Annotated in this window: 14 protein-coding genes and 1 tRNA gene; 14 read left to right on the top strand and 1 reads right to left on the bottom strand. The window is 62.7% G+C overall.

Annotated features, from left to right (window positions below):
- The 4 genes from BTHE68_RS08110 (at position 1) to BTHE68_RS08095 (ending at position 5430) form a co-directional block, all read left to right on the top strand.
- On the top strand, positions 1–1122 hold the full coding sequence (locus BTHE68_RS08110; RefSeq protein WP_162065881.1) for an ABC transporter permease: 1122 nt from the start codon (positions 1–3) through the stop codon (positions 1120–1122).
- Complete coding sequence (locus BTHE68_RS08105) at positions 1119–2717, top strand: ABC transporter ATP-binding protein (RefSeq protein ID WP_162065880.1); 1599 nt, start codon at positions 1119–1121, stop codon at positions 2715–2717. The genes BTHE68_RS08110 and BTHE68_RS08105 overlap by 4 nt, the downstream gene beginning before the upstream one ends.
- Positions 2718–2864: 147 nt before the next feature.
- On the top strand, positions 2865–3524 hold the full coding sequence (locus BTHE68_RS08100; protein ID WP_061177232.1) for a C40 family peptidase: 660 nt from the start codon (positions 2865–2867) through the stop codon (positions 3522–3524).
- Positions 3525–3885: 361 nt separating this feature from the next.
- Entirely contained in the window at positions 3886–5430 is a 1545-nt protein-coding gene (locus BTHE68_RS08095) for a 2-isopropylmalate synthase (RefSeq protein ID WP_162065879.1), read from the top strand.
- Positions 5431–5506: 76 nt separating this feature from the next.
- Here BTHE68_RS08095 and BTHE68_RS08090 read toward each other — a convergent pair whose 3' ends face one another.
- Complete coding sequence (locus BTHE68_RS08090; RefSeq protein ID WP_162065878.1) at positions 5507–6022, bottom strand: hypothetical protein; 516 nt, start codon at positions 6020–6022, stop codon at positions 5507–5509.
- A 174-nt stretch (positions 6023–6196) separates the two neighbouring features.
- Here BTHE68_RS08090 and BTHE68_RS08085 point away from each other — a divergent pair, with 174 nt between their 5' ends.
- From BTHE68_RS08085 to BTHE68_RS08040, 10 genes are all read left to right on the top strand, one after another.
- The gene (locus BTHE68_RS08085; protein ID WP_162065877.1) at positions 6197–7486 is read left to right on the top strand and encodes a branched-chain amino acid ABC transporter substrate-binding protein; all 1290 of its coding nucleotides are present in this window, start codon (positions 6197–6199) and stop codon (positions 7484–7486) included.
- A gap of 133 nt (positions 7487–7619) precedes the next feature.
- The gene (rpsO, locus tag BTHE68_RS08080) at positions 7620–7889 is read left to right on the top strand and encodes a 30S ribosomal protein S15 (RefSeq protein ID WP_062257560.1); all 270 of its coding nucleotides are present in this window, start codon (positions 7620–7622) and stop codon (positions 7887–7889) included.
- Positions 7890–8239: 350 nt separating this feature from the next.
- Positions 8240–10363 (top strand): polyribonucleotide nucleotidyltransferase, encoded by a 2124-nt coding sequence (pnp, locus tag BTHE68_RS08075; protein ID WP_162065876.1) that lies wholly within the window; start codon positions 8240–8242, stop codon positions 10361–10363.
- Between the two features lie 187 nt (positions 10364–10550).
- A complete protein-coding gene (locus BTHE68_RS08070; RefSeq protein WP_162065875.1) occupies positions 10551–11567 on the top strand; it encodes an NAD(P)H-quinone oxidoreductase in 1017 nt (338 codons plus the stop codon).
- A 168-nt stretch (positions 11568–11735) separates the two neighbouring features.
- Entirely contained in the window at positions 11736–12509 is a 774-nt protein-coding gene (gene tpiA, locus BTHE68_RS08065) for a triose-phosphate isomerase (RefSeq protein ID WP_162065874.1), read from the top strand.
- A gap of 88 nt (positions 12510–12597) precedes the next feature.
- Positions 12598–12972, top strand: a complete 375-nt coding sequence (gene secG, locus BTHE68_RS08060) for a preprotein translocase subunit SecG (RefSeq protein WP_162065873.1) — start codon at positions 12598–12600, stop codon at positions 12970–12972.
- A gap of 127 nt (positions 12973–13099) precedes the next feature.
- Positions 13100–13184: transfer RNA gene (locus BTHE68_RS08055), tRNA-Leu, on the top strand.
- 214 nt (positions 13185–13398) lie between these two features.
- Positions 13399–13758, top strand: coding sequence for an NADH-quinone oxidoreductase subunit A (locus tag BTHE68_RS08050; protein WP_162065872.1), 360 nt, complete (start codon positions 13399–13401; stop codon positions 13756–13758).
- Positions 13759–13819: 61 nt separating this feature from the next.
- Positions 13820–14299 (top strand): NuoB/complex I 20 kDa subunit family protein, encoded by a 480-nt coding sequence (locus tag BTHE68_RS08045; protein ID WP_006052903.1) that lies wholly within the window; start codon positions 13820–13822, stop codon positions 14297–14299.
- A gap of 21 nt (positions 14300–14320) precedes the next feature.
- Positions 14321–14923: an NADH-quinone oxidoreductase subunit C gene (locus tag BTHE68_RS08040; RefSeq protein ID WP_061177223.1), complete on the top strand. Its 603-nt coding sequence runs from the start codon at positions 14321–14323 to the stop codon at positions 14921–14923.

Here is a 14923-nt window from a genome sequence, read left to right as displayed (position 1 = left end):
TTGAATCGAGCCGCTTCACCGGAATCGTCACGGCGCAAGGCCAATGGCAGCGACGCGCAACCGTTGCGCGGCGAGGCATCGATCTCGCCGGGGCGGCGCGTGTGGCTGCGCTTCAGGCGCAATCGCCTCGGGTACTGGAGCCTCATCGTGTTCGTCGCGGTGTTCGTCATCAGTCTCGCGGGACCGCTGTGGTCGAACGACAAGCCGCTCGTCGTGCGCTATCAGGGGCATCTCTATTTCCCGCTCGTGAAGACCTACGCGGAAACGACCTTCGGCGGCGATTTCCCGACGCCCGCCGATTATCTCGATCCGTTCGTGCGCGACCGTTTCAGCGCGCCCGGCAACTTCGCGATCTATCCGCCGAATCACTATTACTACGACACGCTCAACTACTTCTCGAAAGGCTCGAACCCGGCGCCGCCTTCGCGCGAGAACTGGCTCGGCACCGACGACCGCGGCCGCGACGTGTTCGCGCGGCTCCTGTACGGCTTTCGCGTGTCGGTGCTGTTCGCGCTCGTGCTGACGGCGATCGGCACGGTGCTCGGCGTCGTCGCGGGCGCGTTTCAGGGCTACTTCGGCGGCAGGATCGACATCACCGGGCAGCGGCTGATCGAAATATGGAGCGCGCTGCCGGAGCTTTATCTGCTCATCATTTTCGCGTCGATCTTCGAGCCGAGCCTGATCCTGCTGATCATCCTGCTGTCGCTGTTTGGCTGGATCGGTCTCTCGGACTATGTGCGCGCGGAGTTTCTGCGCAATCGCACGCAGGACTACGTGCGCGCGGCGCGCGCGATGGGCCTGTCGAACTGGCAGATCATCTGGCGGCACGTGCTGCCCAATAGCCTGACGCCGGTCATCACCTTTCTGCCGTTTCGCATGAGCGGCGCAATTCTCGCGCTGACGAGTCTCGATTTTCTCGGCCTGGGCGTGCCGTCGCCGACGCCGTCGCTCGGCGAACTGCTCGCGCAGGGCAAGGCCAATCTCGACGCGTGGTGGATCTCGCTGTCGACTTTCGGCGTGCTGGTCGCCACGCTGCTGTTGCTGACCTTCATGGGCGATGCCTTGCGCAACGCGCTCGATACGCGCATCGCCGATGCGGTGAAAGCGGGAGGCGGGCAGTGAGCGCGCCTTTGCTTGCTATCGAAGATCTGCGCGTGCGTTTCGGCGACACGCTCGCCGTCGACGGCGTGAATCTGGAGATCCGCGCGGGCGAGCGTGTGGCGCTCGTCGGCGAATCGGGCTCGGGCAAGAGCGTGACGGCGCTGTCGATCCTGCGGCTCGTGCGCGATGCCGAAGTGACCGGCTCGATCCGCTTCGCCGGCGACGAGTTGCTGTCGAAGAGCGAGCACGCGATGCGCGGCCTGCGCGGCTCCGATATCGCCATGATCTTCCAGGAGCCGATGACGGCGCTCAATCCGCTCTACACGGTCGGCGACCAGATCGGCGAGACGATTCAGCTCCACGACGGCACGAGCCCGCGCGAGGCGCGGCAGCGCGCGATCGCGCTGCTCGCGCGCACCGGCATCACCGAGCCGGAAAGGCGTGTCGACAGCTATCCGCATCAGCTTTCGGGCGGACAGCGCCAGCGCGTGATGATCGCGATGGCGCTCGCGTGCCGGCCGCGCCTGCTGCTCGCCGACGAGCCGACGACAGCGCTGGACGTGACGATCCGCGCGCAGATCGTCGATCTGCTGCTGGAGTTGCAACGCGACGAGGCGGAAAAGCGCGGCATGGCCGTGCTGCTCATCACGCACGACCTGAATCTCGTGCGGCGCTTCGCCGAACGCGTCGCGGTGATGGAGAACGGCGTGCTCGTCGAAACCGGCGCCACCGACGATATTTTCACGTCGCCGCAGCATCCGTACACGCAGCGACTCTTGGCGAGCAAGCCGAAGCGCACCGTGCTGCCCGTGCTGCCGATCGCGCCGGTGCTGCTCGACGCGAAGGACGTGTCCGTCGATTACCCTACGCGCGTGCCCGGGCTCAAAGGCTGGTTCCGAAGCGGCCGCTTCAAGGCCGTCGACGATGTGACGCTGACGGTGCGCCAGGGCGAGACGCTCGGCATAGTCGGCGAGTCGGGATCGGGGAAATCGACGCTCGCGATGGCGCTCCTCGGCTTGCAGCGCATTTCAAACGGTGCGGTGCAGTTTCAGGGCCGCGCACTCGGAGATTTTCGCGGACGCGAAAAAACGGTGCTGCGCTCGAATCTGCAAGTGGTGTTTCAGGACCCGTTCAGCTCGCTGTCGCCGCGGCAGACGGTCGAACGGATCGTCGGGGAAGGGCTTGCGCTGCATCGCCCGGAACTCGACGCGGCCGCGCGGCGCGCCAAGGTGATCGCGGTGCTGCGCGAGGTCGGCATGGAGCGCTCGGCGCTCGAACGCTACCCGCACGAGTTCTCGGGCGGACAACGGCAACGCATCGCGATCGCGCGCGCGCTCGTGCTGGAACCCAGCATCCTGATTCTCGACGAACCGACCAGCGCGCTCGATGTTTCCATTCAAACTCAAGTACTTGCGTTGCTGGCCAGCATTCAGCAGAAGCACAATCTCGGTTACGTTTTCATTAGCCACGACCTGCAGGTGATCGGGGCAATGGCACATCGCGTCGCGGTGATGCGGAATGGTTTTATCGTCGAGTCCGGAGAAGTAGAGAAGATTTTTTCGAACCCGTCCGACGAATACACAAGAAAGCTTCTGAAAGCAGCCCTGGATTCCTAAAAATCTTTCTTTTTCACCAATTGGGTGCCCATCTTAATTGTATTTTTCTATTTCTTTTGACAGTTAAATACTTTGTGGCTAGTATCCTTCCAAACTTTCACGTATCTCCCTGATTTAGCAGCTTTTAATTGTAAAACCTACCGACCGATGCAGCCACTAACGTTGACTCAGACATGCGCCCGCGCCGCCGCGAGCATGTTGATCGGCCTTCTGATGACAACAACTTCCGGCGCGTTCGCCGACGAAGTCAACAGTAGCAGCCAAAATGCCAACAACGGCATTTTCTCCTCCAGCAAATCCACTGATGGATCCAGCGCAGACGCCGCCAGCACTCCGGGCGGCGCGAAGTCGTTTCTGTCGGGCGTAGCCAGCAAGGCGGGCGACGTCGTCGTCGGCGCGCTGAACATGATTGGCGTGCGCTACCGCTGGGGCGGCAACACGCCGGATTCCGGTCTGGATTGCAGCGGTTTCGTGCGATACGTGTTTCAGGACACTCTCGGCATGACCTTGCCGCGCCGTGCCGAGGAAATGAGCCGTGTGGGCGAGAAGGTTACCGTCTCCGACCTCAAGCCGGGCGATCTGGTGTTCTTCAACACGATGCGCCGTTCGTTCTCGCATGTCGGCATCTATATCGGCGACAACAAGTTCGTGCATTCGCCGTCCACCGGCAGCACGATCCGTGTCGACGACATGGAAGACGGCTACTGGGAAAAGCGCTTCCAGGGCGCGCGCCGCATCGAGAACGCGCAGGTCGGCGATGGCTCGGAACTGCGTCAGCGCGTGAGCGCGTCGATCGGCGGTTACTGATCGGTCTGACTGGCATCAGGAAAAGCCTGCCTCCTTCGGGACGCAGGCTTTTTGCATTTCCGGGCCGCGCGCGGGATATGCCGACGTCGACTGGTTCGACCAAAGCCCTGATTGCACGCGCCTCTAAAAGCCGTTATAGTTTTTGAATGAACTTTTTCCCGTTCCCCTTCTCGTTGTTCCCGGCAGGTGCGTCGCTACGCGCACTATCGCTGCTAGCGCGCCTACCGCGCTGATTCGTCTCGCCTCCCGTCTGCTCGTCTAGTCAGGTTTTCGACGCCAGCGGTGGCGCGAACACCCGAATTCCCTTTTGCCTGATCGTTTTCCACCCAACAATCGATAAATCTCCCCACAGGAGCCCAGCATGGCAGCAGACAAGTTGATCATCTTCGATACGACCTTGCGCGATGGCGAGCAGTCCCCCGGCGCGTCGATGACGAAGGAAGAAAAGATCCGCATCGCGAAGCAACTGGAGCGCATGAAGGTCGACGTGATCGAGGCAGGCTTCGCCGCCAGCTCGAACGGCGACTTCGACGCGATCAACACGATCGCATCGCTCGTGAAGGACAGCACGGTCTGCTCGCTCGCGCGTGCGAACGACAAGGACATCCAGCGCGCCGCCGATGCTTTGAAGCCGGCGAACCAGTTCCGCATCCACACGTTCATCGCGACGTCGGCGCTGCACATGGAAAAGAAGCTGCGCATGACGCCGGAGCAGGTCTACGAGCAGGCGCGCCTCGCGGTGCGCTTCGCGCGCAAGTTCACCGACGACGTCGAGTTCTCGCCGGAAGACGGCAGCCGCTCGGATATCGATTTCCTCTGCCGCGTGCTCGAAGCGGTGATCGACGAAGGCGCACGCACCATCAACATCACGGATACGGTCGGCTACGGGATTCCGGAGCATTACGGCAATCTCGTCAAGACGCTGCGCGAGCGCGTGCCCAATTCCGACAAGGCCATCTGGTCGGTTCACTGTCACGACGACCTCGGCCTCGCGGTCGCGAACTCGCTCGCCGGCGTGCAGATCGGCGGCGCGCGTCAGGTCGAATGCACGATCAACGGTCTGGGCGAGCGCGCGGGCAACACGTCGCTCGAAGAAATCGTGATGGCCGTCAAGACGCGCAAGGACTACTTCGGGCTCGATGTCGGCGTCGACACGACGCAGATCGTGCCCACGTCGAAGCTCGTCTCGCAGATCACCGGCTTCGTCGTGCAGCCGAACAAGGCGGTGGTCGGTGCGAACGCGTTCGCGCACGCATCGGGCATCCATCAGGACGGCGTGCTGAAGGCGCGCGACACCTACGAAATCATGCGCGCGGAAGACGTGGGCTGGGCCGCGAACAAGATCGTGCTCGGCAAATTGTCCGGCCGCAACGCGTTCAAGCAGCGTCTGGAAGAACTCGGCGTGACGCTCGAATCCGAAGCCGACGTGAACGCCGCGTTCGCGCGCTTCAAGGATCTCGCCGACCGCAAGGCCGAAATCTTCGACGAAGACATCATGCAGATCGTCTCCGAGGAATCCGCCGAGGCGCAGGCGAAGGAGCACTTCCGTTTCGTATCGATGAAGCAGCATTCGGAGACCGGCGAGCAGCCGCAAGCGAAGGTCGTGTTCGCGGTGGAGGGCACCGAAGTCACGGGCGAGGCGGGCGGCAACGGTCCCGTCGATGCGACGCTGCACGCGATCGAATCGAAGGTGTCGAGCGGCGCGGAACTCGTGCTGTATTCGGTGAACGCGATCACGACCGGCACGCAGGCGCAGGGCGAAGTGACGGTGCGTCTGTCGAAGAGCGGGCGCATCGTGAACGGCGTGGGCACCGATCCGGATATCGTCGCGGCGTCGGCGAAGGCTTACATCGCCGCATTGAACAAGCTGCATTCGAAGGTCGAGAAGCTCAATCCGCAGCTTTGATGTTCGAACGCGGTTTCGGCTGAAAAGCAAAAAGCCCTCGCGAGAGGGCTTTTTGCATGGTGCGGCGCGGATGTCGTCAGAACAGATTGCGCCGGTCGGGATCGTGCAGCGGGTCGGGTGTCTTCTGCGTCATGCGCAGAATGCCCTGATCGTCGAAGTAGAAGTTGTACATCAGGTACCAGATGTTCGCTTCCATGTAGCGATAGGTCCAGACTTCGCGCTTCATCAGCGGAAAGTACGAGGTCTCCACCGGGCGCCCGAAGTTTACGAGCACGTCCTTCCTGGTCCACGTACCGATCTGCGCCTTGTAGAACTCGTTTTCGTCGAGCACCTGTCTGACGCTCACGATCCTGCCGGACGCGTCGATATCGGCGGCGGTGGTGAATTCGCCGAGCGGCTGCGTCGGCCACATCAGGCGCTTGCCGCCGTTGGGCAGATCGTAGACTTCGCGCGGCGGGCCGAGGCGGGTCGTGATCGCCGATGCATCCGCGCCGGTCTGATAGTTCTGCCACGGCTGCGCGCAGGCCGTGAGGAGCAGCGCGACGCCTGCGCCCGCGAGCGCGCCGCGCAGACGGTTGAATGGGTGCAGCATGGTAGCCTCCGCGTGCTGAATCGTTCGATGTTTCCTGTGATTTTGACACGCGCGCGCGGCAAAACATTCGCCATGACGTCGCGGCATTCGAGCGGATGTGTCGGCAATGCCGGACTTGCGCGGCGAACGCACCGCGGCCTATGATCCGCGCTTTCGGCGGATCGACGCAAACCCATGAAGAAACGAATCAGCGTGCGCGCGACGCGATGGCTGCGCTCTGTGGCATCGACGTGTCTGGCATTGTCCCTGACGGCGAATGCGGCCGATCTGCCGCCCATCAAGCTGGCGCTGATCGAGGGCATGTCTGGTCCGTTCGCCAACGCCGGCGCGATGGTCGAGCGCAATCTGCGCTTCGGCGTGGAGCGCGTGAACGCGAAGGGCGGCGTGAAGCTCGCCGACGGCGTGCATCCGCTGCAACTCGTCGTGCTCGACGGCCGTGGCAGCAGCGAAGCGAGTCTCGTGCAACTGCGCGCGGCGATCGACGACCGCATCGGCTTCGTCATGCAGGGAAACAGTTCGGCGGTGGCGGCGGCGCTCGTCGCGGCGGTCGACCGGCAGAACGCGCGCGAGCCCGACCGGCGAGTGATGTTCCTCAACTATTCCGCCGACGATCCCGCGCTCACCAACGACGCGTGCAGCTTCTGGCACTTCCGCTTCGACGCTCACGCCGGCATGCGTATGGACGCGCTCGCCGATGCGCTCGAGGACGATCGCGCGGTGAAGAAGGTCTATCTGCTGAATCAGGATTACAGCTTCGGCCACGACGTGAGCCGCGAGGCGCAGCGCGCGCTGAAGGCGCGGCGGCCGGATGTCACGATCGCGGGCGACGAATTTCATCCGATCGGCCGGGTGAAGGATTTCGCGCCCTATATCGCGAAAATCCGTGCAAGCGGGGCGGACGCCGTGGTCACCGGCAACTGGGGCAACGATCTCACGCTGCTCGTGAAAGCGGCGCGCGAGCAGGGCCTCGACACGAAGTTCTATACGTTCTACGGCAATAGTCTGGGCGCGCCGGCTGCGCTCGGCGATGCGGGCGTGAAGCGCGTGATCGCGGTGGCCGACTGGCATCCGAACGCGGGCGGCGCGGCGTCCGACGCGTACTATCGCGCTTTTCGCGCCCGTTATCCGGCCGCCGCGGACGACTATCTGGTGGCGCGCATGCCGCTGATGATCGAAATGCTCGCTGCCGCGATGACGCGCGCCGGCAGCGCGGACCCGTTTGCCGTGGCGCGCGCGCTGGAAGGCATGAAGTTCGACGGCGAAGGTTTCCACGCGATGACCATGCGCGCCGACGATCATCAGGTGATCCAGCCCCTTTATGTTATGGAGATGGACAAGGCGGGCACGAAGGGCGTGGGTGTCGATAACGAAGGCTCCGGCTACGGCTTTCGCACGCTGCTCGCCGTCGCCGCAGACCAGACCGTTCAGCCGACGACCTGCAAGATGGCGCGCCCGGCCCGCTAGGCATCTTCGGTGATGCGTGTTGTGCTATACTTCGCGCTTCGTCTTTGGTTTGGCCGAAGCGAAAACCGAAACTTGTAAATCCACGGCACGGCCTTTCTTCCGTGACCGCCTGTCTGTATCAAAGGAAAAGCAAATGTCCGTAGCAGAAGTCAAGAAATCCGATATCGTCGCTGAATACGCGCGCGGCGCCAACGACACCGGCTCCCCCGAAGTGCAGGTCGCACTGCTCACGAGCCGCATCAACGAACTGACCGTCCACTTCAAGTCGCACTCGAAGGATCACCATAGCCGCCGCGGCCTGCTGCGCATGGTGAGCCGTCGTCGCAAGCTGCTCGACTACCTGAAGGGCAAGGATGCGGATCGTTATCGCTCGCTGATCGAGAAGCTGGGTCTGCGCAAGTAATTGGCGCCAAGCGGCCAGCGTTCCAACGAAGTGCCTGTGTCAGTCCGCTGATACAGGCATTTTGTTTTTGTACGTTCCGGTCGCGAAGTGGTGCCCGATCGTAATTTCCGGCGGTCGGCCCACCGTAGTCGGTTGTTTCGGCAGGTCATAGGCTTTACCCGGATGCATCGTCCGGTTCGACACCCGGTCCGGCCTCGCGGCAGAGCTTTGTGTCATTCCATCGCGGCGCGTGCCGCGCACGTTGGGCGGGCCCCGCGCTGGAATGGCATAACACACCTCTCAAGCGTGGCTCGCGGCCGCCCCAGCCAGCGCCAGATGAAGCGGCGCGGCGCAACGTAGAAGGAGTCACAATGTTCAATAAAATCGTCAAAGAATTTAAGTGGGGGCAGCACAATGTCCGCCTGGAAACGGGTGAGATCGCTCGTCAGGCAAGCGGCGCGGTGATCGTCGATGTCGAAGATACCGTCGTGCTCGCGACCGTCGTCGGCGCGAAGACCGCCAAGCCGGGCCAGGACTTCTTCCCGCTGACCGTCGATTACCTCGAAAAGACCTACGCCGCCGGCAAGATTCCGGGCGGCTTTTTCCGCCGCGAAGGCCGTCCGTCGGAAGGCGAGACGCTGATCTCGCGCCTGATCGACCGCCCGCTGCGTCCGCTCTTCCCGGAAGGCTTCTATAACGAAGTGCAGGTCGTGATCCACGTCCTGTCGCTGAACCCGGACGTTCCGGCGGACATTCCCGCGCTGATCGGCGCATCCGCTGCGCTGGCCGTGTCGGGCCTGCCGTTCAACGGTCCGGTCGGCGCCGCGCGCGTCGCCTACATCAACAACGAGTACGTGCTGAACCCGACGCGCCCGCAGATGAAGGAATCGGCGCTCGACCTGATCGTCGCCGGCACCGAGCGCGCCGTGCTGATGGTGGAATCGGAAGCGCAGCAACTGAGCGAAGAAGTGATGCTCGGCGGCGTCGTGTTCGGTCACGAGCAGATGCAGACGGCCATCGACGCGATTCACGAACTCGTGCGCGAAGGCGGCAAGCCGGAATGGGACTGGAAGCCTGCCGCGAAGAACGAAGCGCTCATTTCGCGCGTGACGGAAATCGCCAAGTCGGAACTGGAAGCGGCTTACCAGCTGCGCAACAAGCAGGCGCGTTCGACCAAGCTGAAGGAAGTCTACGCGGCGACTTCGGCGAAGCTCGCCGAGGAAGCAGTGGTGGCCGATGCGGCAACCATCGGCAACGTCCTGTTCGACATCGAAGCGAAGATCGTCCGCTCGCAGATCCTCAACGGCGAACCGCGTATCGACGGCCGCGACACGCGCACGGTGCGTCCGATCGAAATCCGCACGGGCGTCCTGCCGCGTACGCACGGCTCGGCGCTCTTCACGCGCGGCGAAACGCAGGCGCTGGTCGTCGCGACGCTCGGCACGAAGGGCGATGAGCAGAACATCGACGCGCTCGAAGGCGAATACCGCGAGCGCTTCATGCTCCACTACAACATGCCTCCGTTCGCGACCGGCGAAACGGGCCGCGTCGGCTCGCCGAAGCGTCGTGAAATCGGTCACGGCCGACTGGCCAAGCGCGCGCTGGTCGCGTGCCTGCCGAGCGCCGACGAATTCGGCTACTCGATCCGCGTCGTGTCGGAAATCACGGAATCGAACGGTTCGTCGTCGATGGCTTCGGTCTGCGGCGGCTGCCTCGCGCTGATGGACGCCGGCGTGCCGATGAAGGCGCACGTCGCGGGCATCGCGATGGGCCTGATCCTCGAAGGCAACAAGTTCGCGGTTCTGACCGACATCCTCGGCGACGAAGATCACCTCGGCGACATGGACTTCAAGGTGGCCGGCACGGCGCAAGGCGTGACCGCGCTGCAGATGGATATCAAGATTCAGGGCATCACCAAGGAAATCATGCAGGTCGCGCTCGCGCAGGCGAAGGAAGGCCGCATGCACATCCTCGGCAAGATGACCGCCGCAGTGCCGACCACGAACACGGAACTGTCGGACTACGCGCCGCGCATGATCACCATCAAGATCAATCCGGAGAAGATCCGCGACGTGATCGGCAAGGGCGGTTCGGTGATCCGCGCGCTGACGGAAGAAACCGGCACGACCATCGACATTTCGGACGACGGCGTCGTGACGATCGCGAGCACGAGCGCCGAAGGCATGGCCGACGCGAAGAAGCGCATCGAGAACATCACGGCTGAAGTGGAAGTGGGTCAGGTCTACGAAGGCCCGGTGCTCAAGCTGCTCGACTTCGGCGCGATCGTAAACATCCTGCCGGGCAAGGATGGTCTGCTGCACATCTCCGAGATCGTCAACGAGCGCGTGAAGGACATCAACGACTATCTGAAGGAAGGCCAGATCGTGAAGGTCAAGGTCATCCAGACGGACGAAAAGGGTCGTGTGCGTCTGTCGGCGAAGGCGCTTCTGAACGAAGGCGCGCAACAGGCGGAACCCACGCACCCGCAGCAGTAATGCGGTAATGTGTAGACGGCCGGCCGCTGATGCGAGCCGGCCGTTTTCATGTATGACGCGTCGGACGCTATGCATTGTCCGACGCGTCATCGGACTCGATGGCAGTGTGGAGCGTGGATCACTCCGAGCGCGCGCAGTGCCATCCGGTTCGAATGCACACCGACTCCGGTCGGCACAGGGAGAGGAAATGAAGGCCATCGAAATCACCGAGTTTGGCGCACCCGAAGTCCTGAAACTGGGCGAACGTCCGACGCCTGCGCCGGGCAAGTGCGAGGTGTTGATCAAGGTGGCCGCTTCCGGCGTGAACCGGCCGGACGTGTTCCAGCGCAAGGGCGCGTATGCGCCGCCGCCGGGCGCGTCGGATTTGCCGGGGCTGGAGGTCGCAGGCGAAATCGTCGATGGCGATTTCGATCCCAGGCACAACCCGTTCGGTCTGAAAAAAGGCGATCGCGTGTGCGCGCTGCTCGCGGGTGGTGGTTACGCCGAGTACGCGGTGGCGCCGCTCGAGCAATGTCTGCCGGTGCCGAAGGGGTTGTCGGATATCGAGGCCGCGTCGCTGCCGGAGACGTTCTTCACCGTCTGGAGCAATGTCTTCGAACGTGGTCAGCTGGGCGCGGGCGAGAACGGCGCGGAAGAGACGCTGCTCGTGCAGGGCGGATCGAGCGGCATCGGCGTGACGGCGATTCAGATCGCCAGGGCGCTCGGTTTCCGCGTGTTCGCCACGGCCGGCACCGATGAAAAGTGCCGTGCGTGCGAAGCGCTCGGCGCGGAGCGCGCGATCAACTACAAGACGGAGGATTTCGTCGAAGTGGTGAAGTCGCTGACGAACGACCGTGGTGTCGACGTGATTCTCGACATGGTCGCGGGCGATTACCTGCAGCGCGAGCTCAAGTCGCTGGCGGACGGCGGGCGCATCTGCGTGATCGCGCTGCTCGGCGGCGCCAAGGCGGAAATCAATCTGAACGACGTGCTGCGTCGCCGGCTGGTCATCACCGGGTCGACGCTGCGTCCGCGTCCGGTCGCGTTCAAGGCGAAGCTCGCGGCCAGGCTGAAGGAGCGTGTCTGGCCGGAAATCGAGGCGGGGCGCATCAAGCCGGTGATCCACCAGGTTTTCCCGGCGCACGATGCCGCCGCCGCGCACGCGCTCATGGAAAGCAGCACGCATGTCGGCAAGATCGTGCTGGACTGGCGCGAGGATGCGTGAGGTTTAATGCGCGTCGCAGCGTTTCACCTTGCGATTCGCTTTTGGTGGTTTGACCGGTTTCGTCGTAACACAGTAAAATCGCCTGTTTTGCAGGCAGTTTGCAGTTCGTGGCGGCTTCACTCCTATAACACGGCGGCTCTCGAAAGCCGCCGCCGACTGACGAGACATATGTCCAGAGAACGAGCGAAACTGGTGGTGGGCAACTGGAAGATGCACGGCCGCATCGGCGACAATGCGACCCTGCTGACCGAAGTCGCCGCAGGGGCATCGGCTTTGCAAAAGGGCGTGCGCGTGGGCGTGTGCGTGCCGTGTCCCTATCTCGCGCAATCGCAGGCGCTTTTGAGCGGCTCGGTCGTGCAGTGGGGCATCCAGGACGTGTCCGCGCATGCGGGCGGGGCATTCACCGGCGAAGTCGCGGCGGAAATGGCGGCGGATTTCGGTGTGACTTACGCGATCGTCGGGCATTCGGAGCGACGCGCGTATCATCGCGAAAGTCCGGAGATCGTCGCGGCGAAAGCGCAGCGCGTGATCGAAGCGGGACTCACGCCGATCGTCTGTGTCGGCGAGACGCTCGACGAGCGTGAAGCCGGTACGACGGAGCAGGTCATCGGCACGCAGCTCGACGCCGTTCTGCAAGTACTGACGGAAGAACAGGCGGCGGGCATCGTGGTCGCCTATGAGCCGGTCTGGGCGATCGGCACGGGCAAGACCGCGCGGCCGGGCCAGGCGCAGGACGTTCATGCATTTCTGCGTCGCAAGTTGCTGGAGAAGGGCGCGACGGTCGCGAACGTGCCGCTTCTGTACGGCGGCAGCGTGAAGCCCGAAAACGCGCAGGAGCTGTTCGGGCAAAAGGACATCGACGGCGGGCTGATCGGCGGCGCCTCGTTGAAGTCGAAGGATTTTCTGGCGATCTGCCAGGCAGCGCAAACCGTGCTGCACTGATCGGCGGCCGGGAAGCAGGCAGGGCAGGCGAAAGAGCATAGTGCGACACGAAGGTGTCACGGAAATATCAGGAATCAGGTGAGTTGAAATGCTGTATTTGAAGACATTGATTATCGTTGTCCAGTTGCTGTCGGCGCTGGGCGTTATCGGCCTCGTGCTGCTTCAGCACGGCAAGGGCGCGGACATGGGCGCGGCGTTCGGCAGCGGCGCATCGGGGAGTCTCTTCGGTGCGACCGGTTCGGCCAACTTTCTGTCGCGCACCACGGCGGTTCTGGCCGCGGTCTTTTTCGTGACGACGCTGACGCTGACCTATTTCGGCAGCTACAAGCCGCAGACCTCGGCAGGCGTGTTGGGGGCGGGTCCCGTGCCGGCATCGGCGCCGGCGGCAGCTGCATCGGGTGCCTCGGGAACGGCCTCCGCGCCGGTCGCATCGTCCGCTCCGGGCGCCGATGTGCCTAAATAACGACAGAACGAATTTTTCGCAGAATCTGCATTTTGTGCGTTGAACAATTCGTAGGGCCCAGTTATAATTCAAGTCTTGAAGCGATTCGCGGCAATTTAGAAGTAGTTTTCCCGGATTGCAGTACAGTGCCGACGTGGTGAAATTGGTAGACACGCTATCTTGAGGGGGTAGTGGCGAAAGCTGTGCGAGTTCGAGTCTCGCCGTCGGCACCAAAGTTATCCAATGCCAGCCGCTTGCATCGCTTCGGCTGGCATTGTCACTTCTGGAGTACCCTTACGTTTTCGCAGCGGCATCGACATCGTCAAAGCGGATGTCACAGTGTGCTGATATCGTGAGCGGTCCCAAGTGAATTCTCCCGCCGGGTGGTCCGTCCCGGCTGAAGGCCCCAATCAATAACAGACCACATCTACCGATCAGAGGATAGCCTTGAACCTCGCACCCTATTACCCCGTCTTCTTGTTTCTTGTAGTGGGCCTAGGTTTAGGTATTGCGTTGGTCAGCATCGGCAAGATTCTCGGTCCCAGCAAGCCCGACACCGAAAAGAACGCGCCTTACGAGTGCGGCTTCGAAGCCTTCGAAGACGCCCGTATGAAGTTCGATGTGCGTTACTATCTCGTCGCGATTCTTTTCATCATTTTCGACCTTGAGACGGCGTTCCTGTTCCCGTGGGGTGTGTCCCTGCGCGACATCGGCTGGCCCGGCTTCATGGCTATGATGATTTTTCTGCTCGAATTTTTGCTCGGTTTCGCCTACATCTGGAGAAAGGGCGGACTCGACTGGGAATGACAGTTAGATCACCGGATTCATGGGCGGCTTTGGCTGGCTGCTCATCTGGAGTGGAAAACAAATGAGTATCGAAGGGGTCTTGAAGGAAGGCTTTGTCACCACCACGGCTGACAAGCTCATCAACTGGACGCGCACCGGCTCCCTGTGGCCGATGACGTTCGGTCTCGCGTGCTGCGCGGTCGAGATGATGCATGCGGGCGCCGCCCGCTACGATCTGGACCGTTTCGGCGTGGTGTTCCGTCCGAGCCCGCGCCAGTCCGACGTCATGATCGTCGCCGGGACGCTGTGCAACAAGATGGCGCCCGCGCTTCGTAAGGTGTACGACCAGATGGCCGAGCCGCGCTGGGTCATCTCGATGGGTTCGTGCGCGAACGGCGGCGGCTACTATCACTATTCGTATTCCGTCGTGCGTGGTTGCGACCGGATCGTGCCGGTCGACGTGTACGTTCCCGGTTGTCCCCCGACCGCCGAAGCCCTGGTCTACGGCGTGATCCAGTTGCAGGCGAAGATTCGCCGCACCAACACCATCGCCCGTCAGTAAGGGCCTGAGTCTCCCCAAACTATGGCAAGCAAACTCGAGACCCTCAAAGCGAACCTCGAGACGGCGTTTGGCGGCCGTCTCCAGAGCATCACCGAGTCGCTGGGTCAGGTGACGGTCGTCGTCAAGGCGGCCAACTATCTGGACGTCTGCAAGCAGCTGCGCGATGACCCGTCGCTGCGCTTCGAGCAGCTCATGGATCTCGCCGGCGTCGACTACTCGACCTACGGCGACGGCGCCTACGACGGCCCGCGTTTCGCGGCCGTGAGCCATCTTCTCTCGATCACGAACAACTGGCGCGTGCGCGTGCGCGTATTCGCTCCGGACGACGAAGTGCCCATCGTGCCTTCGGTAGTGGACATCTGGACGTCGGCGAACTGGTACGAGCGCGAAGCGTTCGACCTCTACGGCATCGTGTTCGAAGGCCACCCCGACTTGCGCCGCATTCTCACGGACTACGGTTTCATCGGCCATCCGTTCCGCAAGGACTTCCCGGTTTCGGGCTACGTCGAAATGCGCTACGACCCGGAAGAGAAGCGTGTCGTGTATCAGCCTGTGACGATCGAGCCGCGCGAAATCACGCCGCGCGTGATCCGCGAAGATCGCTATGGCGGTCTGAAACATTAA

This window comes from Burkholderia sp. THE68, from assembly GCF_009938265.1.
In the GTDB taxonomy this organism is placed as follows: Bacteria; Pseudomonadota; Gammaproteobacteria; order Burkholderiales; family Burkholderiaceae; genus Caballeronia.
This window is presented reverse-complemented; position numbering and strand designations above follow the sequence as displayed.

Bases quoted from the DNA above. Each gene is read 5' to 3' on its own strand.
- BTHE68_RS08100 (WP_061177232.1), top strand. From the start codon at position 2,865: ATGCAGCCACTAACGTTGACTCAGACATGCGCCCGCGCCGCCGCGAGC.
- BTHE68_RS08095 (WP_162065879.1), top strand. From the start codon at position 3,886: ATGGCAGCAGACAAGTTGATCATCTTCGATACGACCTTGCGCGATGGC.
- BTHE68_RS08090 (WP_162065878.1), bottom strand. From the start codon at position 6,022: ATGCTGCACCCATTCAACCGTCTGCGCGGCGCGCTCGCGGGCGCAGGC.
- BTHE68_RS08085 (WP_162065877.1), top strand. From the start codon at position 6,197: ATGAAGAAACGAATCAGCGTGCGCGCGACGCGATGGCTGCGCTCTGTG.
- rpsO (WP_062257560.1), top strand. From the start codon at position 7,620: ATGTCCGTAGCAGAAGTCAAGAAATCCGATATCGTCGCTGAATACGCG.
- pnp (WP_162065876.1), top strand. From the start codon at position 8,240: ATGTTCAATAAAATCGTCAAAGAATTTAAGTGGGGGCAGCACAATGTC.
- BTHE68_RS08070 (WP_162065875.1), top strand. From the start codon at position 10,551: ATGAAGGCCATCGAAATCACCGAGTTTGGCGCACCCGAAGTCCTGAAA.
- tpiA (WP_162065874.1), top strand. From the start codon at position 11,736: ATGTCCAGAGAACGAGCGAAACTGGTGGTGGGCAACTGGAAGATGCAC.
- secG (WP_162065873.1), top strand. From the start codon at position 12,598: ATGCTGTATTTGAAGACATTGATTATCGTTGTCCAGTTGCTGTCGGCG.
- BTHE68_RS08045 (WP_006052903.1), top strand. From the start codon at position 13,820: ATGAGTATCGAAGGGGTCTTGAAGGAAGGCTTTGTCACCACCACGGCT.
- BTHE68_RS08040 (WP_061177223.1), top strand. From the start codon at position 14,321: ATGGCAAGCAAACTCGAGACCCTCAAAGCGAACCTCGAGACGGCGTTT.